The organism is Desulfococcus multivorans (assembly GCF_001854245.1).
GTDB lineage: Bacteria > Desulfobacterota > Desulfobacteria > Desulfobacterales > Desulfococcaceae > Desulfococcus > Desulfococcus multivorans.
Genome location: NZ_CP015381.1, coordinates 3000083 through 3022332, shown reverse-complemented (window position 1 = coordinate 3022332; position 22250 = coordinate 3000083). Strand labels below are relative to the sequence as shown.

The window sequence follows — 22250 nt, the reverse complement described above, 5'->3', positions numbered from 1 at the left end:
CCCTTTTTGGCTCGGCACCAGACGTCAGGAAGATAGAATGAACCCGATAATCCCCGCCCTCCCGTTTCAGACATCGGATCCGGCTCATAAACAATTCCAGTACCTGGAGGACCTCGCCACGGCTTATTGGTACTCCGAGGTGCTGTTTGCCGCCCTCGATCTGGACCTGTTCAGCTGGATCGAAAGAGGCGCGGATCGGATCGACAAACTGGCTGATGCCGCTGGATCTCGCCCCGAGGCCCTCGCCCGACTGCTTCGGGTACTGAAGCGAACAGCCCTTGTGCACGCAATCGACGGCCGTTGGGTCAACAGCCCGCAGGCCCGAATGTTTCTTGTGGTCGAAAGCGCGGATTACATGGGGGATTTCTTCCTCTACCGCCGATATATGCAGCCCCGGTGGTCCCTTCTTGCCGAAAGGGTCTCCCTGCCGGACCGGCCCCGGCAGCCGCCGATAACGTCCGACGCGGATTACCGGACCCGAAACGAACAGTATGTCCGGTCCATGGATCGACTCGTCCGCCGAAAAAGCCCCGAGATCCTGAGCATTCTGGAACATGAGTCCTGGCGTGGGCCCTTACTCGACGTCGGAGGCGGCGCCGGCAGCCTGGGCCGGGCGATCCTCAAGACGCGTCCAACGGCGTCAGGTGTTCTTTTTGACCTTGCCGAGGTGATCCGTGCCGGCCGCCGCATCCATCCTTGCCCCGGCGATTGGGCCCGTACACTGTCCGTTGCCGGTGACTTCCGTCGCCATCCTTTTGCGTCCGGCAGCTTCGGGCTGGTGATCATGAGCAATTTTCTCCATGCCTACGGCCGAAAGACGGCTCGGGATCTGCTTGCGGCGGCGGTGATCCTGCTTCGACCGGGCGGTCTGATCCTGATCCACGACTATTTCCCCGACCGTTTGGGAATCCGTCCCCATAAAGGGGCTTTTTACGACCTCAACATGATGCTCAACACCTACGAAGGGGCCTGTCATGAGAGCCGGGACATCGTCGGATGGCTCGATGCCGTGGGCGTCAAGCGGGTGGTGGTACGTGATCTGGAAACGGACACGTCGGTTATTCTGGCCGGCGGCGATGTCGGCGGGGGGGACGGCATCGACGATCCGGAGGAATGGACTTCAGTCGCCCGGGAGATCGGCTTCGTCGATGCCGCCATGACCACGCCTGCCGATATCGTGACGGCCCACTGGCCCGCCTGGAAATGCCGGTTCGGTTGCAAAGGGTACGGCAGGCATCGACAGTGTCCGCCTTATGCCATGCCGGTTGAAGCCCTGCGGTCGCTTCTGGCCGAATATTCCCGGGCCGTCCTCGTTCAAGGGAGCCCGCCCGGAAGGGATTTTCATCACCGTCTTCTGGCGCTGGAGCGGGCCGCCTTACTGAAGGGCTTCCCCAAAGCCCTGGCCTTTGGCGCCGGCCCTTGCACGGTCTGCGACAGGTGTCCCGTCGACGATGTCTGCCGACATCCCGAAAAGGCCCGCCCCGCTATGGAAGCCTGCGGCATCGACGTCTACGCTACGGCCGGGCGGGTGGGGTGGCCGCTTCGACCGGTGCGGGACAGGGGCGACTGGGTGACCTATGTCGGCCTGCTGTTGTTGGAGTAACCCATGCGATTTCTTCTGGTACAGGTTCCCACCTCCCATCTGGGGGCGGGAGAACGGGTCTATCCGTTAGGACTGGCGCGGCTGTCGGGGCTGATCCCCGAGGGACATGACAAACAGGCCCTTGACATGAACCGCTCTCTGGACCCCTGGCAGGATCTCAAAGCGCGGCTGCTCACATTCCGACCGGACCGGGTTCTGCTCTCGTTTCGGAACATCGACCCGCTGGCCGGTCAGCAGACCTCGTATCTCGCTTCTCTCAAGACCGCCGCCCGCATGAGCCGTCTCCTTGTCCCGGACGCCCGGATCTGGGCCGGCGGACCGGCCTTCTCCCTCTTTCCCGAGCGTCTTATGACCGAAATTCCGGAGATCGACGTGGGGCTGGTGGGGGAAGGAGAACGCGCCTTGCCGCAGATGACGGCAGGCGGTGGAGGCGTTCCGGGAACGCTCTGGCGGGAAGGGGGAAAGATCCGACGCAGCCCGGCGGGCGCTCCGGTGGACATGAACGCCCTGCCGCCCCCGGATACGGCCGCATTTTCACCGGCCGACTACCTGGAGGGCAACCGCTATGTGGCGGTCATGGGCATCGAAGGCAAGCGGGGGTGCGACCTCTCTTGCGCCTACTGCGTCTATCCCGGCCTCGGCGGGAGACGGATGCGCCTCCGGGACCCGGAGCGGATCGTGGATGAGATGGAAACGCTCCACCGCGGCTTCGGCGTCGAATGGTTTCACTTCACCGACGGCGCCCTCTGGGTATTGACGCTGCCGCCGGGAGGGGCGGCTCATTCCCACAGGCCCTTTTGGTTTCGAGGGCGCTCAATCCGTCGTGACGTCGCCGGATGTCGAAGAAACGCGGTCGGAGATTCTTCAGAATTTTCCGGCTGAACTTCGCATATAGGAAAAACTTGTGGAATCAGCTTCCAAAAAGCACATGTACCGATATTTGATGATGCTCACCATCGCATCGACGGTGGGGCTTCAGGGCTGGCGGACCCTCTTCGACAATTTTGCCGTCAATGCGGCGGGATTGGACGGGCACCATATCGGCATCATCCAATCGATCCGTGAAATTCCGGGTTTCATGACATTTCTGGTGGTGTATGTCCTGTTGATCATGCGGGAGCATCGTCTGTCGGCCCTCTCGGTTCTGATGCTCGGGGTAGGGATCGCCGCCACGGGATACTTTCCGTCCTACGGCGGGCTGATCCTCACGACCTTCGTCATGAGTCTGGGGTTTCACTGCTATGAAACCACCAACCAGTCCCTTACCCTCCAGTATTTCGATCGGGACACGTCCCCCTGGGTCTTCGGCAAACTCCGCAGCATGGCCGCGGCATCCAATATCGCCGTGGGCCTGTTCATCTACCTGGCGGCCGGGATCATGGATTTTCAACAGCTCTTTCTCCTGCTCGGCGGTCTCGTCGCCGCCGTGAGTTTCTGGGGATTTTCCCAGGATCCCACCGACAGGGACATCGTTCCCCAGCAAAAGCGGATGGTTTTCAGACGGCGTTACGGTCTCTATTATCTTCTGACCTTCCTTGCGGGAGCCAGACGGCAGATCTTCACCTCATTCGCGGTCTTCCTGATGGTGAAGAATTTCGGTTTTTCGGTTCGGGAGATTACGCTTTTGTTCGTCTTGAACAATATCGTCAACTATTTTCTGAGTCCGTTCATCGGCCGGTGCATCATCCGGTACGGGGAGCGTCGGGTCCTCTCCCTGGAATACGCGGCACTGATTTTGATCTTCGCGGCGTACGGCATCGTTCAGGAAAAATGGATGGTGGCCCTTCTGTATATCCTGGATCACATCTTTTTCAATTTCGCCATCGCCATCCGGACCTATTTCCAGAAGATCGGCGATCCCGCGGACATCGCCCCCAGCATGGCCGTGGGCTTCACCATCAACCACATTGCCGCTGTTTTTTTCCCGGCCCTGGGGGGCATGCTCTGGATAATCGACTATCGGATCCCTTTCTGGTTCGGAGCGGGCTTGAGCCTCGCCTCGTTTTTAGCGGTACAGAGAATCCGCATTCCGATGCGGATTGAAGCGCTGCCGATCAAGTCCGGAACAGATCGGAAAAAGACGTCCCCATGATGGATCAGGCCTGTGATTTCAGGGATGCCAGACTGTCTGGGAACGGCATCGACGGGATGCCGCGTCAATCCGTTGCGTCGTGACGGCTGGAAACGGCGATCTCATATGATCCGTCGGCTTTCGCGTCGAAGGTAATGTCAACCTCCAGAAATTGCTGGATCACATGGGCGTTGGTGCGGGTATGACGGGACGGGGGGAGCGTCCGGAAGCGGCCCCTGCCGGCCAGGGCCAGGGGGACGAGCAACTGATCGGCCAGGCGGCGCCCCACGGGGACGTCCGCAGCCAGATATTCACGGGCCTCGGCGACGACCGCCATGGCCACTTTCTCGGCGGGCACGCCGCGACGGCCGAAGCCCGAGAAGATCTCGGTGACGGCGTCGCTTTCCACCGCCAGGGTCACGATATTGCCGGGACCCGGCGAATCGGAGACCTCGATCACTGAAAGGCAATCGTCTTTAAGCGTGATATGGCGGCGGATCACGGCGAGCTCTCGTTCGGCAATGTGACGGGGAAGCTTCGCCGTGACCGCTGCGGCGCTGCAGCGATTGACGCTTCCTCGCTGAAGGAGATCGAAGCCGTTCAGTCTGAGACAAGGTCGAATGTCAACCTGAAAGCGTCCGCCGCCGGCCGGAAAGAACCCGGGCCGGGCAAGCGTTGCCGTTACCTCGGGCCCCATCCGTCGGATCATGGGCAGGAACGTCCGGTCGAGAAAGTCGAAAGGCGGGGCGAACGGGTTGTGGGTGCCCCCCTCGAGAATCAGCCGGGTGTCGCCTTCTGCAGTGAGCAGGGGCGGCAGGATCGCCTGGAGGACCAGCGTGGCGCTGCCGGCGCTGCCGACGTCAAAACGATATCGGCCGGGATAAACCCCTTCGGGCTGAAAGGTGAGGCGGCCGGCGCCCAAGGCCGCGCCGATTGTCCGGGCATGCCCGACGGCCGTGGCGGCCGAAACCGCTGCGAGGTGCTGTCGCATGAGTCCCGGGCGGTTGCGGTTAGCCCGGATGCGAGTGATGGTGAACGGCGTGCCGGTGGCCAGGGACAACGCCAGCGCCGTTCGCAAAATCTGCCCTCCGCCTTCGCCGTAGGCACCGTCAATCTGGATCATCTGCCGTTTTTCGCTTCCTGCCGCCGTCCCACAATGGGTTCAAGGCGCGCCGTGTAGGGGTGGGGGAGGGTCATCCTCGGTCCGGTGTTGCATTACCTCCGCCTGCAATGCTTTGAAGGTCGCCAGTTGATCGGGGGTCAGGATTTCAGAGAGTGCGCTTTCGGTTTCCTGCTGGATGTCGTTCATTCGTGTCCGAAATTCCGTTTCGGTAAGACGGTCTTTCCAATGTCGCCGGAACAATTTCCGCTTCTTGCGAAAATCCTTTCGAAGGATGACCTGAACCTCATCCCACGCCGTGTCGCTCAAATTGAGCTGTTGCTTCAATCGCATCCGAAAGGATCGTGCTTCCGAATGCCTTGGGGGTCCGAATTTGTCGTGAGGCCTCAGCCACCGTTTCCGGAACCGGTGAAAATCGTTTCTGAAGCTTTCCAGCTTTTCCTGCTGATCGGTTGAAAGGTTTGCCTTCAGCATTTCAAAATGGCGTTCGATGATGGCGTCCAACTCACCGGCGTGTTTTTTTCTGAACTCATAGAGGGCTTCCTCGAGGTCACCCAGAATATCCGAGGTTTTTTTCTGCTGCTCCGGTGTCAGGCCCAGTTCGTTCCCGATCTTCTCCATGAATCGGGGAAACAGGAAGGCGGCCGGCCCCCGGACCATCCGTTCGAACTGGCGTTTGGCATAGAGATGGGTTCCCACGGTCCCGAGGACGATTCCCGCGAAAAAGACCAGCAGGATTCCCGCTATCATCTTGAGTTTAAGGTGGTTCATCTAAAAAATTCCCATGGATTGCACCAGACTGAATTCGAGGGGATCGCCGATGAACAGACGGGCCATTTCGTATTCGGTCTGGAAACCGTCTTGAAAGGCGACCACCGACAGCATCACAATGACCAAAACGCATGCCGCGGCGGCGAACCGCCAGGACAAGCCCGTGAATTCATATACGACGCGGGCACGCCACGCCAATGCCGAGGGAAGGACGTGGATGCGTTCCATAACCCCTCGCTGCCACCCGTCCGGAACAGGAGCGGCTGTTTTTTCACGGTAGGCCGTTCTCAGAACAGCGTTCAATCGATTTCTGTAAACGGGTTTCATCGATCCTCCTCGTGTCGGGCCAGCCCGATGAGTATCTTCTCGAGTTTCTTTCTGGAGCGAAACGTTCGAACCTTTACGTTGGCCACGCTCCAACCCAGCAGACTTGCGGCTTCCTTCCCTGTCAGACCTTCCAGGTAGACCAGTTCCAGCACCATCCGATCCTCGGCGGAAAGCCGGCCGAGAGCCTCCTCCAAAACCTCCCGGGCTTCCTTCCGTCGTCCCAGATTTTCATGATCGATTTCAGCGTCATTGGAAAGGGTTTTTTCCAGCCACTCCGCCTGGGCTTCCGTCAGAGAGCTCATGGGCATCTCCCGGTTCCGGTAGTGTTTCCGCCAGAAATCGTAACAGGTCCTGACGGCGATGGATGACAACCAGTGCTTGAAGCTGCCGGTCTGTTTGAAGCCCGGCAGGGATTGGTAAACCTTGACAAAGACCTCCTGAGCGGTTTCCTCGACCTGATCGTACGGAAGGTGTCTCTTCAATATCCGCAACACCGGTTGTTCATAGCGCTTCAGGAGCGTTTCGAAGACATCGGCATTCCCCGCGATGATCTGCTGAATAAGAGCCGCGTCGCTTTCAGTGGTGGCGATCTGCTGCATAATGAGAAGTCGGGTGTCGATGACCGGCCGGAGCCGGGGCAATGCGCCCCGGACCCCGGCATATGATCCTATTTAATGAGGGCGTCCAGTTGTTTTTCGAATTCCGTCCATCGACGACCGGAGTTATCCTGCATCCTTTGATGACGGCGGTTCATATTTTCCTTGACGGCGGCGAGCTGCTCAGCGGTGAGTATCTTTTTGATGTCGCTCACCATTTTGAAGCGGAGAACCATCATGGCCTCTCCTGCCGTCGCCGCTTTCGCGTGGGCCTTCCGGACCGCCGCTTCGTCCGCGTCATCCGCCATCAGGGTCTTCATCATGTCCTGGCGGGCCGTTCTCACGGCATCTCTCTTGGCGTTCAGGTCGGTCGCGTAATTTTTAACGATACCGACGACCTGCTGCATCTGGTCCTCGGTAAGGTTCGCGTCCCTCAGAAATCCGAGACCCATCATGCCGTAACCGCCGTGCTTTCCGCCGTGTCGGCCATGAAACCCCATATTGCCGTCACAGTTTTTCCAACCGCCCCCGCGACCGGCCATGGCCTGGGAGCCGAGGGTGAAAATCATGGCAAGCGCCGCGATAATTGTCAATCCTTTGTTGATCTTCATAGTATCCTCCATGTATCGAATGATAAAAGTGATGAATGGTCGTTGAAGCTTCACGACTGTCGACGGTATTGCCGCCTTATGATGTTATCATCGTTGCCGCGGGGGAAATGGTTACAAAAAAAATGACCGAGATCGGAGGCACCGGATTGTCACTCATCCGGCGGAAGGTTATCGGGTACTTTTGAAAGCGCATGCCGTGCAGTGGGAGTGGGGCTGACATGTTGATTTTTATCCGGAGGCGACCTATAGAGGAGGGGCGTCTCGGGCGTTCTCTCTCAACCTTTTAAACATTTCTGGAATGGATATCGACAATGCAGGATTTCAAGATCACCAGACCCATTACCGTCCGGATCGGGGAAATCAATTACGGAAACCATGTCGGCTATCAGCATTATCTCACCTACTTCCAGGAGGCTCGAATCGCTTATCTCGCCCACCTGAGCTTTACGGAAAAGGATATCGGGGGATACGGCATGATGGTGTCCGAAGCGACCTGCCGTTATCGCCGTGAGCTGTTTCTGGGGGACCGCATCGAGGTCGGATGCCGCATAACGGTCATCAAGTCCAAGGCTTTTGTTATGGAATACCGGATTGAAAAAGCAGACACGCTCTGTGCGTCGGGCAGTACCACCAACATCTGCTTCGATTTTGAGAGCGGGAAGGTCGTTCCGCTTCCGGAAGCGTTTACGACGGCTGTTAGGGCCTTCGAAGGTTATGTATTGTGACTCGACTTTCGACTTTCATGATGATGACCAGATGGATGTGCCGTATCCTCCCGGCACCGGCCTATGAAAGTCGAAAGTTGAGTTGGATTGTGAATTAAGCCGAAAGTTGAATCAAGCCCCTTTCCGTGACACCTGAAACCGTTGACGCATGGGGCGCCGGACGACCCGTAAGCTGCATTCCAGTTCATCGGCATGGGGAAATCTCCGGCGCCGCATGCAACGGCTCAGTTTTTCAGAAAGGCATGGGCTTCTTCCGGGCTTTCGAAGATATGGGGCGCCACACCGCGCTTTTCGAGGGCGTCGCCCAACTTCATTCTCAGAAAGGCGCTGGTGGTGTATCGACTGACCCGTGAGAAGTAATGGCTCTGCAGAGACTGCTGCATCGCCGAATAAGGGTCGATCAGATCCGGATCGATGACAAACTGATCGTAATTGCCGATGGCTTGGACCTTTCGGCCGAGAGGAGAGATAAGTCCTGAAATCGTATTCTCGACTGCCTTGACGTCATGGATGGATTTGACCGAATATCCTGCGAGATTCGCAAACAGGGTATCGCTAGCGGGATCATAAATGATCCGGTCCTCCGGGGAGATATTGAGAAGATCGTCTTTCAACGCCATCCTTGACGGAAAGAAAATGCGGTCATCCATCTGTTTGAGGGGTTCCCGGACGACGGGCATGAAATCCATGTGAGCAAGAATGTCCTTCTCAAGATCGATGCCGGGAGCGATTTCAGTCAGCTCGGGTCCCCGGTCGCCCAGTTCGAAGACGCAGCGTTCAGTGATATAGAGGATTTTCCGTTTGGATCGTGCGCCGTAGGGGCCGCTGAAGGTGATGTGGCAAACGTGGTCGACAAACTTTCTGAACCGGCCTTCCTTCTGAATGGTGAGACGACCGTCCTCGACGGCATAAGTCATGCCCCCGGCCGTGAAGGTCCCCATGAAGACCACTTTTTTGGAATTCTGGCTGATGTTGATGAACCCACCGGCTCCGGCCAGCTTGGACCCGAATCGGCTTACATTGACGTTGCCCTCGCGGTCGGCTTCGGCCATACCCAGGAAAGCCACGTCCACGCCTCCGCCGTTGTAGAAATCGAACTGGTAGGGCTGGTCGATGAGGGCGGCGGCGTTCACGGCGGCTCCGAAATTGATCCCGCCTGCAGGCAGCCCGCCGATGACGCCCGGCTCGGCCGTCATGGTCATAAAATCGAGGATTTTTTCCTCGTTGGCCACACTGGCGACGCCTTCGGGTACACCGATACCCAGGTTTACCACACAGTTCGGTTTGATTTCGAAAGCGGCCCTCCGGGCGATAATCTTCCGGCAGGTCAGATCCATCGGCGGGATAGCGTTCATGGGGACCGCCACTTCCCCGCTGAAGGAAGGATTGTAGATTTCTCCAAATGTCTGCCAGTGATTTTCAGGCCGGGCGACCACCACGCCGTCCACGAGGATGCCCGGGATCTTGACCTGGCGTGAATTGAGGGTTCCGGCCTGGGCTACCCGCTCCACCTGAGCGATGACCAGTCCGCCCGAATTTCTCGCCGCCATCGCGATGGAGAGGGACTCCAGGGTCAGGGCTTCCTTTTCCATGGTGATATTGCCGTTGGTGTCAGCCGTGGTTCCCCGGATCACCGCTACATTGACCGGAAACGTTTTGTAGAAAAGATACTCTTCACCGTCGATGTCCATGAGTCGGACGATCTCCCGGGTGGTTCGCTCGTTGAGCTTTCCCCCGCCGTTGCGGGGGTCAACGAAGGTTCCCAATCCGACATCGGAGAATATTCCGGCCTTTCCCGATGCAATGTTGCGGTACATGTGGCTGATGATGCCCTGGGGCAGATTGTAGGCCACGACCTTGTTTTCCACCGCCAACCGCTGGATTTTGGGGGCGAGCCCCCAGTGACCGCCGATAATGCGCTTGAGGAGACCTTCATGGGCCAGGTGGTTGAGGCCGAGGTTACTGTCGTTGCCGGGGCCGGTGGCCACGGCGAACATGAGCGTCAGGTCTCTGGGGGCGCCGGTATCGAGAAAGCAGCGCTCCAGTGCGGCGGCGATTTCCTCGCACGCGCCCACACCGGCAAAGCCGCCGAACGCTACGGTGTCGTTGTCCCGGATCATGCGGACGGCCTCCTCGGCAGTCACGACTTTGTCCTTTTGGGTAGCGGTGGACTGAAACGGGTTCAGCAGGGTTTTAAACGTTCCGATTGGGGTCAAAGGTTTTTCCATCTTGATCGAAAATCTCCATTATGCTCCGGGATTACCGGAGCATATCCATGGGGTTGCATTGGGGGGCGGCTTTTCTCCGGGAACGCCTATTTCATCTTGCCAAGAATAGTGCCGGCAATGGTATTCTTCTGAATTTCCCTGGTACCTTCGTAGATCTCGCAGATCTTGGCGTCCCGTGCGTACCGCTCCACTTCGTATTCCAGCATGTAGCCGTATCCGCCGAGGAGTTGAATAGCCTCGTCACAGACCTCCACCGCACATCGGCCGGCGGCCATTTTGGCCATGGAGGTGAGCTTGGGGTCGATGCGGCCCTGATCGAAATTCCAGGCGGCTTTGTAGGTCAGCAGGCGGGCCTGTTCGATCTTGGTGGCCATGTCGGCGATTTTGTGCTGATTGACCTGGAATCCGGCGATCTTCCGGCCGAACTGCTCACGGGATTTAATGTACGAGAGTGCCCGGTCGAATGCGCCCTGGGCCGTTCCCAGCCCCTGGGCTGCGATGAGAATCCGGCTTTCATCAAAAAATTCAAGAACCTGATAAAAACCCCGGTTTTCCTGACCAATCAGATTTTCGGCCGGAACCCGGACATCCTTGAAATTTACCTCGGCCGTATCCATCATACGGATGCCCATCTTGTGGCCGACGCTGTGGGTGGAAACACCCGCGCGGTCGGCTTCCACAAGGATCAGGCTCATGCCGCGGTGGGAGGGGACCGCATCGGGGCTGGTCTGGCAGAGCACGGAGTAGAAGCCCGCCAGGGGGCCGCCGTTGGTGATAAAGACCTTGGTGCCGTTGATGACCCATTCGTTGCCGTCCCGGACTGCGGTGGTCGTCATGGCCGTGATGTCCGAACCGTGATCCGGCTCTGTAAACGCCCCGCAGGAAAGCACCTCGCCTTCGGCGACTTTGGGCAGCCAGGCCGCTTTCTGGGCATCGCTGCCGAAATGGAGAATGATTTCAGAGGCAAAGCCTGCCAAGAGAAGACAGGCGCCCACTGAAGAATCGCCCTTGCAGAATTCCTCGGCGACGATGATGTTTTCGAGGACGCCGAGTCCCTGGCCTGAATATTTTTCGGGAAAATGAATGCCGATGAAACCCAGATCCGCGGCTTTTTTCCAGATGTTTCGGGGATAAGCATGGGTTTCTTCAAGCTCGGCGATGACATCTTTTTTGAATTCGCCTTTGACGAAATCTCTAACCGCCTGCTGGATGCCTTTCTGTTCCCGGTTCAACTCGAATTCCATCTTTAACTCCTCATGTTTAATCATGGTGCGTTCGTTAAAAACCGCTTCAACCAAATTTTGCCGCGGCATTTACAGGCTGAAGGCTATAGGCTACAGGGGTGCGCCTGTGGCGAAGGGGGTGCTTTTATGCCCCTCCGGTCTTCGGCCTTCAGTCTCCATCATGACAGTCGGGTTGCGTTATGAACAGACTTCCGCTGAACGGGGCATGGATGCTCCTCCCGACAATCGATGCAGGTAATAGCAAGGTTTGTGCCATGAGGGTCGCAGACGATGATTTTCTGACGATCCGACCGGCGGCAATAATTACATCGGGCTGGGCGTTTCAATTTTAACAATATGATTTTAAAGAAATAATTGTTTTGATGAAGTGGCGGTTCAACGGTCTTGAAATCGTTGTGCAGGTGCAAAAGGTTCAGGGGATAACGAAGAGGGGTTAAAAAGGAGAAAGATAAAACGAACAAAAAAATCCTGCCGAAACCGGCATGAATATCTTGGTATAAGGCTATAATTGTCTAATATTAGATTTAAAATAAACACATGCCAAAAATGGCACGAATCATGCCGATGATATGTCGAGGGCCTTGAGCTTTCTGAAAAAAGTTCTCACGGGAAGGCCGAGGCGTTTGGCCGCTGCCTCCCGATGCCACCGGCTCTGCTCCAGGGTTTTCAGAATCAGCGCTTTTTCAAAGCGGCGCACGGCTGTCCGGAAATCCGGGACGTCCGCCTGCTCTTCGATCGGTCCGCGAAAATCGGGGAGGCGACCTTCCGGTTCATGGGCATCGGTGTCGACAAGATCGAGCCGGTTCAGCGTGGCGTATCGGTGAAGCACGTTCTGGAGTTCACGGACATTGCCGGGCCATTCGTAGCGATTCATAAATTCCAGAACCCTGCCTGAGATCAACTCCCCGTGATCCTGTTTGTCATATTTTTTCAGGAAATGTTCGATCAGGAGCGGCAGATCTTCCTTTCGCTCCCTGAGCGGCGGCAGATGGATGGGAATGATGTGGATGCGATAGAAAAAGTCCTTACGCATCAGCCCCTTCTGTACAAACATCTTAAGATCCCGGTTGGTGGCTGCGACGATCCGGATTTCCGGCCGAAGGACTTCGTTTCCACCCAGAGGCGTATAGCCGCCCTGGTCTATGGCTCTGAGCAGTTTGACCTGCATGTGGAGACTGATTTCTCCAACCTCGTCCAGAAACAGGGTGCCCCCCTCGGCCATGTCGATATAGCCTTTCTTGGCGACATGCGCTCCGGAAAAGGCACCTTTCTTATAGCCGAAAAATTCGCTTTCAAACAGGCCTTCAGGGATGGCTCCACAATTGACCGGTACGAAATTCCTTCGGTTTCGATCACTTGTATCATGAATGGCCCGGGCCACGAGTTCCTTGCCCGTGCCGGATTCGCCGTAGATGATCACATTCGCGTCAGAGGCTGCAGCTTTGAGAATCATCTCATAGATCTGCTGCATCGCAGGGCTCTTGCCGATGATGCCACAGAATTGGTACCGGTCCTTCATGGAACTTCGAAGCCGGATATTCTCCTGGACCAGAGCCTGCTCAGACCGTTTCTGGTCGGTGAAATCGGTGATGAACCCCTCGAGGGCGACAAGTTCGTCTTCGGGGGAAAAGACCCCGACGCCTTTCTCCCAGACCCACTTTTCACCGTCGTTGTCGGCGAGACGGATTCGGTATACCATTTCGTAAGCACGGCGCTGGGAAACCGCTTTTTGAATGACGGCGAGAACCATCTTCCGATCGTCGGGATGGATGAGATCCGCGTAGCCGCCGGCATCCGCACCCGTCAAAACCGCCGGGTCCAGGCCGGTCAATCCCCGACATCCCTGGCTGAGAAAGGTCATGGTCCGACGGGCGTCGTTGCTGCCCCGGTATGCCATGCCCGGCAGATTGCCCATGAGGGTCGACAGCCGCCGGTCACTCTCCCTAAGGGCCTGTTCGGTCAGTTTGAGGGAAGTGATGTCCGTAAACGAGGCGACGCTTCGACGGGTGCCCGGGATCATGCCCACTTTCATGTAGATATACTTCAGTTGACCGGTTTTGGTGACGACCGTGCATTCGTATTCTTCCGGCGCCTTGTCCTCACGGATTCTCCTGAGGGTGTGATAGCGAACCATGCGCTCCCGGTCTTCCTCCACGAGAAACTGGGGCCACTTCAGCCGACCTTCGATTTCGGTCTTGGTGAAACCGGTGAGCTCCTCGAACTTGGGGTTGGCCCTGGAGACGAGCATGTCATTTTCAATGATGATGGCTGGAGCGCCCGAGTTGTCGAAGACACTCATGTATTGTTGAAGGGCCTTTTTTTCCGGCCGTTCATTCGCCTGCTCGAGCCTGCGAATCTGCTGCACCAGAAGATCCAGATCCTTCAGGTTCTGGATGGTAATAGTGTTGTCGTTCTTCATCCAACTGCGATTCCATGGGGGCAACCGATAAGCGAAGTGTCGCCGGCCCTCTCTGCATCAGACCGTCTCCGCTTTGGGGCACCGATGTTTTGACGGGGTTTGACGGTGAGCAACGTTGTGGAAATGGGGTGCATTCGTCTATTTTATTTCAGGTTCATTTCAGGCTCATTTCAGGCTCATTTCAGGTATTATTGCGAGCACTGACCGAAAGTATCGACGTCAGTTGTGGACGCCGTTAATGCTCGCTTCCGATGCAGGGCACTCGGTGATGGACTCGATGTGAAGATACCAGAACTCCTTGGTGAAGCGCTGCTCTGCGTCCTTGAAGTCTTTGGCAAAGCGATATCGTACCCTTTTGACGTTATCACTGTTATAGCCGGTCATCTTGAATGCGCGCATCAAGATCCTCCATTGTTGGCGTATCGCTGGATGACTGCCGCGAAGTGGGTGGGGTTTCGGTTGCGGTCGTCAGAATTTCATACGGGAAACCCCCGATAGAATACCATTGATTAATATAAGTCCAATTGGATGAAAACTCAAGCCGGCTTTCATGACGGGGTGTAAAATTTCGCGGGTTCCGGACGCCCTGACTCAAGTCGCCTGCAGGCTGCCCTTGGGTGTAACGGAAAGGATGCCTATATTTCGGGATATAATGACGGCGGAACCCCGACGAAGAAAGCGCGTCCTGCAGGGGCGGCGCGATTTCGCCGTTATGGATGAAAGGAGTTGACACCATGAAACCCGGGTTTCTGATGATCGCCGCGGCGTTATTGGCACTGATGGGACTTGGCATCCTTCGCCAGGCCGACGGCATGAGGGTTAACGAAAAGAATATGGAGAAAACCAACATGACGAATACCCCCCACAACCTGAGGAAAGCCACATTTGCCGGCGGATGCTTCTGGTGCGTCGAATCGGATTTCGAGAAGGTCGACGGTGTTGTCGAGGTGCTTTCGGGTTACACCGGCGGCGACCTGGAGAATCCGACCTATGAGCAGGTATCGTCCGGATCGACCGACCACCTGGAAGCCGTTCAGGTGGTCTATGATCCCGGGAAGATTTCCTACACCGAACTGCTCGATGTGTTCTGGCGTCATGTGGATCCGACGGATGCCGGCGGTCAATTTGTGGATCGAGGGCCGCAGTATCGGACTGCGATCTTTTATGAAACCGAGGCAGAGAGACAGCAGGCCGAGGCTTCCAGGGCGGCGCTGGACCGGTCAGGACGTTTCGCCCGGCCGCTTGTGACGGAGATTCGCAGGCTGGACCGATTCTACGCCGCTGAAGCATATCACCAGGATTATTACAAGAAGAATCCGGGCCGTTACGGACGTTACCGGAGCGGTTCCGGGCGGGATCAGTTCATTCGGAAGGTCTGGAAGGACGATGACCGCAGCCTGAAAAACGGCGCTTCGAAAGTCCGTTACGCCAGACCCGATGATGCCGTCCTGCGCAGGACGCTGACGCCGCTTCAGTACACCGTGACGCGGGAGGAGGGGACCGAGCCGCCTTTCCACAATGCCTATTGGGACAACAAGAAGGCGGGCATCTATGTCGACGTGGTTTCCGGCGAGCCCCTCTTCAGTTCGACGGACAAGTTCGACTCCGGCACCGGATGGCCCAGCTTTATCCGCCCACTCGAACCGGACAATGTCATCGAAAAGGAAGATCGCAGATTTTTCATGGTCCGTACCGAGGTGAGAAGCCGTTACGGCGATTCCCATCTCGGCCATGTCTTCAACGACGGACCGGAACCCACGGGCCGCCGGTATTGCATCAATTCGGCGGCCCTGCGATTTGTGCCGAAGGCGGATCTGGAAAAAGAGGGGTACGGGGAATATCTCCGGGTGTTTGTATCTGAGCCGTAAACAGCGCCTGCGACGCGTGGGTGCCCGCGTTCGCTGTGACTATTGACCCAGCCGGATCCTGACGGAATGGGCGTGGGCGCCAAGTCCTTCGGTCTCCGCCAGGCGGATGACGTCCGGGGCATCTTCAAGGAAGGCTGTCTCGCTGTAAGAGATCAGGCTGGTCTTCTTGATGAAATTATCGACCGAAAGCGCCGAGGAAAACCGGGCGGTGCCCGCTGTGGGCAGCACGTGGTTGGGGCCGGCGATGTAGTCGCCGATGGGCTCCGGCGTGAACTGACCGACAAAGACGGCGCCCGCGTTTCGGATCCGTCCGAGATGCTCGAATGGCGCCTCGATATGGAGTTCCAGGTGTTCGGGAGCGATCCGGTTGGCGAGTTCGAAGGCGGCCGGGATGTCCGACACCACAAAGACCGCACCGTAATTCTCGAGGGATTTCCGAGCGATATCCTTACGGGTGAGATGCGCCGTCTGCCGCGTCACCGCAGCGACGACTGCCTCCGCCAGCGGTCGGGAGGTGGTGACCAGAACGGCGGAGGCGAGCGTGTCGTGTTCGGCCTGGGACAGAAGGTCAGCCGCCGTGAATTCCGGGTTGGCAGAATCATCGGCAATGACCAGCACCTCGCTCGGCCCCGCGATCATGTCGATGCCGACGGTGCCGGAGACGATTTTCTTGGCAATGGTGACATAGATATTGCCGGGGCCGACGATGACGTCGCATCGCGGAATCCGTTCGGTCCCGTAGGCAAGGGCCCCTATGGCCCAGGCGCTGCCGACTCTGAATACGGCATCCACGCCCACCCGACGGGCCGCCGCAAGCATGTAAGGGTTGACGGTGCCGTCCCGGCGGGAAGGCGTAACCATTATGATACGGTTGACCCCCGCGATCCGAGCCGGAATGGCGTTCATGAGAACGGTGGACACCAGCGGTGTGTCCCCCCCTGTTCCGCCGGGCACGTAAACGCCCGCCGTCTCCACGGGGTTGAAGATCTGGCCCAGCAAGGTGCCGGGCCGATCGGTGGTAATCCAGGATTTCCGAAGCTGCTTCCGGTGGAAACCTTCTATCTGTTCCGCCGCCCGCTCCATGGCCGCCATGAAGGAACCCTCCACGACGCTTTCCGCCGCTGAGAACTCCGCGGGTGTCACCTCCAGGTCCGCCGCCGTCAAGTCGGGGGCGTCGAACCGGTTGGCGTAGTCCACCAAAGCCGCGTCTCCGCGCGAGGCAACATCTTTTAAAATGGTCTTGACGTTTTCGAACAGCGCTTCATCGAATGCGACGCCCCGCCCGGCAATTGCTTTCAGACGGCCTGTCGCCGCATTGGATGGGTAAGTGTATATCTCCATGGGTCCTGCCTTTTTCAGTCTTTATTGCCGTTATCATCTTGACAAGTCGATAGCCTTTTGAAAAAAGAAAAGTTTCTAATTACCACAGGTGAGTTTCTCACACAATATTCAATTATGATCGGAGGCGCTTATGAAGGAACACCGAATTTACAATTTCAATGCCGGCCCTGCGGCCCTTCCCCTGCCCGTCCTTGAGGAAATTCAGGAAAATTTTCTCAATTTTGCGGGGTCCGGCATGTCTATCACCGAGATCAGTCACCGTTCCAAGTGGTTTGATGCCGTTATCGAGGACGCCATTGCCCGCACGCGACGCCTCCTGAAGCTGGATGACCGGTTCCATGTCCTTTTTCTGCAGGGCGGTGCCAGTTTGCAGTTCTGCATGATTCCCATGAACCTCCTTCCTGAGGGCAAGGCGGCCGATTACGTCAATACCGGAACATGGTCCACCAAGGCCATCAAGGAAGTCAAAATTCAGGGAAAAACCGTCAACGTGGTGGCCTCCTCCGAGGATCGGGACTTTGCATACATCCCCAAAAACATTCCCTTCAACCCGGATGCGGCTTATGTCCACATTACCTCCAACAACACCATCAAGGGCACCCAGTGGGCCGAATTCCCCGAGACCGGCAGCGTGCCGATCATGGCCGATATGTCCTCGGACATGATGAGCCGTCCCTTCGATCCCAACCCCTTTGGGGTGATTTACGCCGGCGCTCAAAAGAACATCGGACCGGCAGGCGTATGTATGGTGATCATCCGGGAAGACATGCTGGCGCGGGTTCCCCAGAATCTGCCGACCATGCTCAAATACACCACCTTCAGTGAAAAGAACAGCATGTTCAACACGCCGCCCTGTTTCGCCGTCTACACGCTCCAACTGGTCATGAAATGGCTGGAGGAGACCGTGGGGGGCCTTGACAAGATGGCCGCCATCAATGAGAAAAAGGCCGGGATGCTCTATGATTTCATGGATCGGAGTGAATTTTACCGGGGAACCGCCGACACCGACAGCCGTTCACGCATGAACGTGACCTTCCGCCTGCCCTCCGAGGCGTTGGAGCAGAAATTCATTCAGGAGGCCACTCAGGCCGGCTTCGGCGGCCTCAAGGGCCATCGCTCCGTGGGCGGATGCCGGGCATCCATATACAACGCCACGGGGATCGACGCCGTTTCGGCGCTGGTGGATTTCATGAAAACCTTCGAGAAGAGAAACGGTTAGGCCGAAGCCGTCCTTGGCCGGGAAAGCGAACGAGACATACACCGCCCCGCCGGGAATTCGGCGGGAGCGGGGTGTTCTCAGCCGTCTGGAATATATGGGTTGCCGCTGTATCAGCAAAGGTTCGACGCCCCCTGGTGAGCATGGCTTTGACGCCGTCTCCGGCCGGTCATGCATTGCTCTCGATTTCGACGGAACCCTCATTTTAGAGCATGTCCCGATCGTATGGGTTCTGTTCCTCCTGCGCTTTTCCAACTGGACGCTGACACGCAGATTGGCGTTCATGGTGAAAAGTGCCGTGCGAGGCACGGCGGCGCTGATGCTCTCCCGGGGGGCTGCATGGGCTCCCTGGGCCGTCCGGGCGACCTTCGGCGCATTCAAGGGGGTTGAAGTCGAGTCACTGGCCGCCCTGGTCCACGGCGCGCCGATGCCTTCGACCCCGGGATCGGCCCATACGCTCCATCTGAATCCATCAGTGATGACGATTCTTCGCGCCATTTTGTGTTCATTCAGGTCGCATCCTGAAGTTCACGTCTATTCCCAGGGCTCTTCCCGGGAGGTTGTCCAACAATTTCTTGACAGATCCGATGTTCGAAAGTGCTTTGATGAGATCGGCGTTTCGCCGGCCGCCATTGTCGTTCATGCCAACAGGATGATCGCAGACCGGAACGGCTGTTTTACCGGCGGGGTCGAAGGCATGATTCTGACCAAATTCAATCGCCTTGACATGATGCCCCATCAGACGGTGTTTATCGGTGATGACGCAGATGAACGTATTCTCAATAGATTGCCCCTTGGGAAGACGATACGATTCATTAATTGGCGGCGGTGGGAAGGGCTGAAAACGCAAGCGGGCAGGGCTTGACCCCCTGCCCGCTGTCTGGTATTGGTGCTGCTATTCGCTTTCCGCACCTGATCTTTCGAGGGCTTCCATTCTGTTCCGAATGTCATCCAGCGTGCGATTCAGCTCTTCGGATTCGGTCCTGAGCATCTCCAGTTCCTCCGCTTTGCTCATGGTGCGGGCCGAACTCCAGCCGGCGGGGAAGGGGCTGCCACCCCGTCCCCGTCCGGCACCCCATCCGTGGCCCAGACCAAAACCGAAGCATCGTCCGCCGCGGCCGAATGTCCTGCCGCCGACACCCCGACGGATGTAAGGTTGACCTGTGTTGCAGAAGCCTCTGCCCCCGCCTGTCATGGGTCCCCGACCTATGGGACCGGTTCCGTCATAACCCGGCATGATTTGCCTCCTTTTCATAAGATTACGATTCGTTTTGAGACCCCCAATCCCGATCGACACGTCCGGTCGTGGCGGTCCGGCCGCCACGGCCTTTCCTGCCGAAGCCCGAAATATTTTCGGGTTCATTGCCTCGACCCCGACCATTCCGGCCGCAGGAGCCGTTACCGCTTCCTGACGGTCCTCGACTGTCGGGACCGGTTCCATCACCTCTCGGCATACACGCCTCTCCTTTCCGGAGTTCCGCTTCGCTGTGCCCTCGGCGTCCACACCGTCGCCGATGTCTGCCGCGGCCTTCCCGAAGCTGATAGTTGCCCCCGCCGACCCGAAGCACCTTGCCCGTCAGTAGCGCATGGGTGACGGTATGACGGGCTTCTGCCAGAATCCTGCCGTAGGTCTGGCGGGAGATGCCCATGAGAACGGCCGCGCCGTCCTGATCCATCCCTTCATCATCGGTGAGTCGAAGCGCCTCCATGCCTTCCACGGAGAGATGGACCTCGCCGGTAGGGAGGGTCTCCATCGGGCCGAAAGAGGGCACCAAAGGGTGTTCAGACACCAGTCGCGGTTTTACGGGTCTCGGCATGACAATCAACTCCTGTTATGGTCATTTGACTAAAACATAGTTGCTTTGATGCTGGGTGTCAATGGGAAATAATGGTCAAATGACAAAAAATGTTCTGTTTGTCGACAGACCATCCTGAGAAAAATCTGACAGGGCAGGCGGAAATATCCGCCTCGGGACGATGGCGGCGTATCGGCGGTGAAGACTGCGAGGAAAAACCTTTCCGCAACCATGCCCGCAACCGCATTTTGCAGAAAGTTATTATCTATCTGATTTAATTTATATACTCAACTTTCGACTTTCATAGGCCGGTGCCGGGAGGATACGACCCGCGCCCCTTCAGCGGTGAGTTTTAGTGCCGCTTAAGCGCAGTGGAGGATCAGCGGCCCGGACTGTCTGAGCGCAACGAGTTTCCGGGCCGCCCGGAGCAAGCTTTAGCGGCACTTGAACGAAACCGCGTGGGGCACGGGTCGTATCCTCCCGGCACCTCTTTCCGGTTACCATCATGAACGTCGAAAGTTAAATTGTATAATGGAATTTTCTCCCCCGCCACCATGGCGGGGGAGCGAGAAGAAGAGTAAAAGACCCCCAAGGAAAGTTGGAGGGTGTCACAGAATTAGCAGGTTAATTCCGTAAAAACAATCGGTGAAAACACCCATTTTACCTAGGTACAAATACCTATGGACATAGGGCTTGGGCCCCGGTCCAAAAACACCGAAAGTTGCGTGTCGAGTTTTTAACCGTCTTAAAATCACTTATAAATCCGGAATATTATCCCTTCACAGGACATTCCCCATCAGCGTTCGTTCAAGGGTCTCACTGAGGCTGTCGGGTGCGGTCTTGATTTTCTCCATGCACTTGGAACATAAATAGATGAAATTATCGGATCGATAGATAATACCTTCCGGATCTTTCATACCGCAGAGGTCGCACTGGGTGTTGCTGTCCTTCAATTGTTCATACATGCTGATCACCTTCCGCAGAAAAGAGGTTAGGACCTGAGGGGCGGCTCGTCAAAGTTTGTCAACTGATCATCCAGACCGTTGTTTTGCCGGCCAGTTGAATGACTTTGTTTGTCACGCGTCCCATGTGGAATTCTCCGACCCTGGAGTGGCCTCTCCGGCCGATGACAATAGTCCCGTACCCTCCCGTCATCGCTTGGGCAATAATGGTCCCGCTCCTGGTGGCGACACCGGAAACGATTTTTGTGGTGATGCGGCGGTGATCGAAGCCGGTGTCTGCAAGGATTTTGACCGCCTTCTCAAAAGCAGCGCGCACTACATGCGCCTCCCGGGATTCCTCCGTCCATTTCGCCCCCTCGGGGGGTGCAAAGAAATGTTCATCGGGACCGGGGAGCCTGAAATCAAAACTCCGAATCACCTGAAACAGGGTGATATCGATGTCGGCGCCCGCTGTCATTTCTCCCACGTATTTTACCGCTCTCAGGGCGTTATCGGAGCCGTCTATGGTCACCAGAAGTTTAAGCGGGGCGCTGCTGTCGAAGCTGACTTCGGTCCCCATGAGCCAGAGGGGAACCGTCGTCAGGCCGGCAATGAGTTTTGCAGCGACGCTTCCGATGACGAGACGCGTGATGGGGTTCATGCCCTGTCGCCCGACCACGACGGCGTCATAGCCGGATTGGGCTTCCCGGATGATGTCCCTTGCAATCCCGATCCGCTTTTCCTGGCTTTTAATGAGGAGGTCGTCCGGTGGAAAACCATATTTCAGAAGCGTCTTACGGGCGTTTTCCAGAAACTCGCCGATAGCCCTCTTGTGCTCAAGCTCCCACAATCGGCCGTCGTCGGCGTTCGCATCGATGAAGGGATCCTCTTCGGTGTCCCAGAACCGCTCGGGCCGTTTGGTGTAGACACTGAAAAGAACGATCGTTGCGGTGTTGCGGGGCAACACCCGAGCGAGGTAATGCACCGCGTTGAAGGAATGATCGGAACCATCCAGGGCGACCAGTATTTTTTTACGATTTTTCGCATCCATCGTTCACAATGCCTCCCTTGATCGATTTGCGGTTCGATACCGCCAAACGTGTTAAAGACCTGTCACGAGCTTCACGGAGTCCCGATACTACAGAGATCTATGAAGGATGCGGACGACCAAGTCAAGAGAATCTTCCGTTGCATGCTGCCTCGCGGCTTTTGGATGGGGTGCCGCTGTCGGAACGGCGGGTGCTGCCGTGGTTGCGGTATAGTGTGTCGGCATCGGAAACGGCTATTTTAAGTTTGAAATCTTCAAGATAGATGATTAACCTCCTGAATTATAAGACCTTGAATACGTCCTACATCTCCTCACAGGACATGTG

General features: G+C 57.1%; 21 protein-coding genes. 7 read left to right on the top strand and 14 right to left on the bottom strand.

Annotation, left to right across the window (positions count from 1 at the left end):
* Positions 1 to 37: 37 nt before the first annotated feature.
* The 3 genes from dmul_RS13140 to dmul_RS13130 are packed head-to-tail and all read left to right on the top strand — an operon-like array spanning position 38 to position 3695.
* Positions 38 to 1603 (top strand): DUF2284 domain-containing protein, encoded by a 1566-nt coding sequence (locus tag dmul_RS13140; protein WP_020875905.1) that lies wholly within the window; start codon positions 38 to 40, stop codon positions 1601 to 1603.
* 3 nt (positions 1604 to 1606) lie between these two features.
* The gene (locus tag dmul_RS13135) at positions 1607 to 2485 is read left to right on the top strand and encodes a B12-binding domain-containing radical SAM protein (protein ID WP_020875904.1); all 879 of its coding nucleotides are present in this window, start codon (positions 1607 to 1609) and stop codon (positions 2483 to 2485) included.
* Between the two features lie 22 nt (positions 2486 to 2507).
* Positions 2508 to 3695: an MFS transporter gene (locus dmul_RS13130; protein WP_020875903.1), complete on the top strand. Its 1188-nt coding sequence runs from the start codon at positions 2508 to 2510 to the stop codon at positions 3693 to 3695.
* Positions 3696 to 3759: 64 nt separating this feature from the next.
* Here dmul_RS13130 and rtcA read toward each other — a convergent pair whose 3' ends face one another.
* From rtcA to dmul_RS13105, 5 genes are read right to left on the bottom strand one after another with little or no spacing between them, the layout of a single operon-like run.
* Positions 3760 to 4797 (bottom strand): RNA 3'-terminal phosphate cyclase, encoded by a 1038-nt coding sequence (rtcA, locus tag dmul_RS13125; RefSeq protein ID WP_020875902.1) that lies wholly within the window; start codon positions 4795 to 4797, stop codon positions 3760 to 3762.
* Positions 4798 to 4836: 39 nt separating this feature from the next.
* The gene (locus dmul_RS13120; protein ID WP_020875901.1) at positions 4837 to 5565 is read right to left on the bottom strand and encodes a hypothetical protein; all 729 of its coding nucleotides are present in this window, start codon (positions 5563 to 5565) and stop codon (positions 4837 to 4839) included.
* Positions 5566 to 5892: a hypothetical protein gene (locus tag dmul_RS13115; protein ID WP_020875900.1), complete on the bottom strand. Its 327-nt coding sequence runs from the start codon at positions 5890 to 5892 to the stop codon at positions 5566 to 5568.
* Positions 5889 to 6533: an RNA polymerase sigma factor gene (locus dmul_RS13110; protein ID WP_020875899.1), complete on the bottom strand. Its 645-nt coding sequence runs from the start codon at positions 6531 to 6533 to the stop codon at positions 5889 to 5891. The genes dmul_RS13115 and dmul_RS13110 overlap by 4 nt, the downstream gene beginning before the upstream one ends.
* A 26-nt stretch (positions 6534 to 6559) precedes the next feature.
* Positions 6560 to 7099, bottom strand: a complete 540-nt coding sequence (locus dmul_RS13105; RefSeq protein ID WP_020875898.1) for a Spy/CpxP family protein refolding chaperone — start codon at positions 7097 to 7099, stop codon at positions 6560 to 6562.
* A gap of 311 nt (positions 7100 to 7410) precedes the next feature.
* Here dmul_RS13105 and dmul_RS13100 point away from each other — a divergent pair, with 311 nt between their 5' ends.
* The gene (locus tag dmul_RS13100) at positions 7411 to 7824 is read left to right on the top strand and encodes an acyl-CoA thioesterase (protein WP_020875897.1); all 414 of its coding nucleotides are present in this window, start codon (positions 7411 to 7413) and stop codon (positions 7822 to 7824) included.
* Between the two features lie 224 nt (positions 7825 to 8048).
* Here dmul_RS13100 and dmul_RS13095 read toward each other — a convergent pair whose 3' ends face one another.
* The 4 genes from dmul_RS13095 to dmul_RS13080 all read right to left on the bottom strand — a co-directional run bounded on the left by dmul_RS13095 (position 8049) and on the right by dmul_RS13080 (position 14114).
* Entirely contained in the window at positions 8049 to 10052 is a 2004-nt protein-coding gene (locus dmul_RS13095) for an acyl CoA:acetate/3-ketoacid CoA transferase (protein WP_020875896.1), read from the bottom strand.
* 86 nt (positions 10053 to 10138) lie between these two features.
* Positions 10139 to 11296, bottom strand: a complete 1158-nt coding sequence (locus dmul_RS13090) for an acyl-CoA dehydrogenase family protein (protein WP_020875895.1) — start codon at positions 11294 to 11296, stop codon at positions 10139 to 10141.
* 556 nt (positions 11297 to 11852) lie between these two features.
* A complete protein-coding gene (locus tag dmul_RS13085) occupies positions 11853 to 13715 on the bottom strand; it encodes a sigma 54-interacting transcriptional regulator (RefSeq protein WP_020875894.1) in 1863 nt (620 codons plus the stop codon).
* Between the two features lie 219 nt (positions 13716 to 13934).
* Positions 13935 to 14114: a hypothetical protein gene (locus tag dmul_RS13080; protein ID WP_020875893.1), complete on the bottom strand. Its 180-nt coding sequence runs from the start codon at positions 14112 to 14114 to the stop codon at positions 13935 to 13937.
* 335 nt (positions 14115 to 14449) lie between these two features.
* Between dmul_RS13080 and msrB the strand changes: the two genes are divergently transcribed.
* On the top strand, positions 14450 to 15583 hold the full coding sequence (gene msrB / locus dmul_RS13075) for a peptide-methionine (R)-S-oxide reductase MsrB (protein WP_020875892.1): 1134 nt from the start codon (positions 14450 to 14452) through the stop codon (positions 15581 to 15583).
* Positions 15584 to 15622: 39 nt separating this feature from the next.
* Here msrB and hisD read toward each other — a convergent pair whose 3' ends face one another.
* Positions 15623 to 16924 carry a histidinol dehydrogenase gene (gene hisD / locus dmul_RS13070; RefSeq protein WP_020875891.1) on the bottom strand — a complete coding sequence of 434 codons (1302 nt, stop codon included), beginning with the start codon at positions 16922 to 16924 and terminating at the stop codon, positions 15623 to 15625.
* 130 nt (positions 16925 to 17054) lie between these two features.
* Between hisD and serC the strand changes: the two genes are divergently transcribed.
* Together serC and dmul_RS13060 are read left to right on the top strand one after the other, a co-directional pair.
* Positions 17055 to 18143, top strand: coding sequence for a 3-phosphoserine/phosphohydroxythreonine transaminase (serC, locus tag dmul_RS13065; protein ID WP_020875890.1), 1089 nt, complete (start codon positions 17055 to 17057; stop codon positions 18141 to 18143).
* Positions 18144 to 18156: 13 nt separating this feature from the next.
* Positions 18157 to 19005: a haloacid dehalogenase-like hydrolase gene (locus dmul_RS13060; protein ID WP_020875889.1), complete on the top strand. Its 849-nt coding sequence runs from the start codon at positions 18157 to 18159 to the stop codon at positions 19003 to 19005.
* A 30-nt stretch (positions 19006 to 19035) separates the two neighbouring features.
* On the opposite strand, the gene dmul_RS13055 is transcribed toward dmul_RS13060, so the two are convergent.
* The 4 genes from dmul_RS13055 to dmul_RS13040 all read right to left on the bottom strand — a co-directional run bounded on the left by dmul_RS13055 (position 19036) and on the right by dmul_RS13040 (position 21928).
* Positions 19036 to 19377, bottom strand: coding sequence for a DUF5320 domain-containing protein (locus tag dmul_RS13055; protein ID WP_020875888.1), 342 nt, complete (start codon positions 19375 to 19377; stop codon positions 19036 to 19038).
* 22 nt (positions 19378 to 19399) lie between these two features.
* A complete protein-coding gene (locus tag dmul_RS13050; RefSeq protein WP_020875887.1) occupies positions 19400 to 19957 on the bottom strand; it encodes a DUF134 domain-containing protein in 558 nt (185 codons plus the stop codon).
* A gap of 758 nt (positions 19958 to 20715) precedes the next feature.
* Positions 20716 to 20901, bottom strand: coding sequence for a hypothetical protein (locus dmul_RS13045; RefSeq protein ID WP_020878822.1), 186 nt, complete (start codon positions 20899 to 20901; stop codon positions 20716 to 20718).
* A 58-nt stretch (positions 20902 to 20959) separates the two neighbouring features.
* Positions 20960 to 21928, bottom strand: coding sequence for a universal stress protein (locus tag dmul_RS13040; protein ID WP_020878823.1), 969 nt, complete (start codon positions 21926 to 21928; stop codon positions 20960 to 20962).
* Positions 21929 to 22250: the final 322 nt, after the last annotated feature.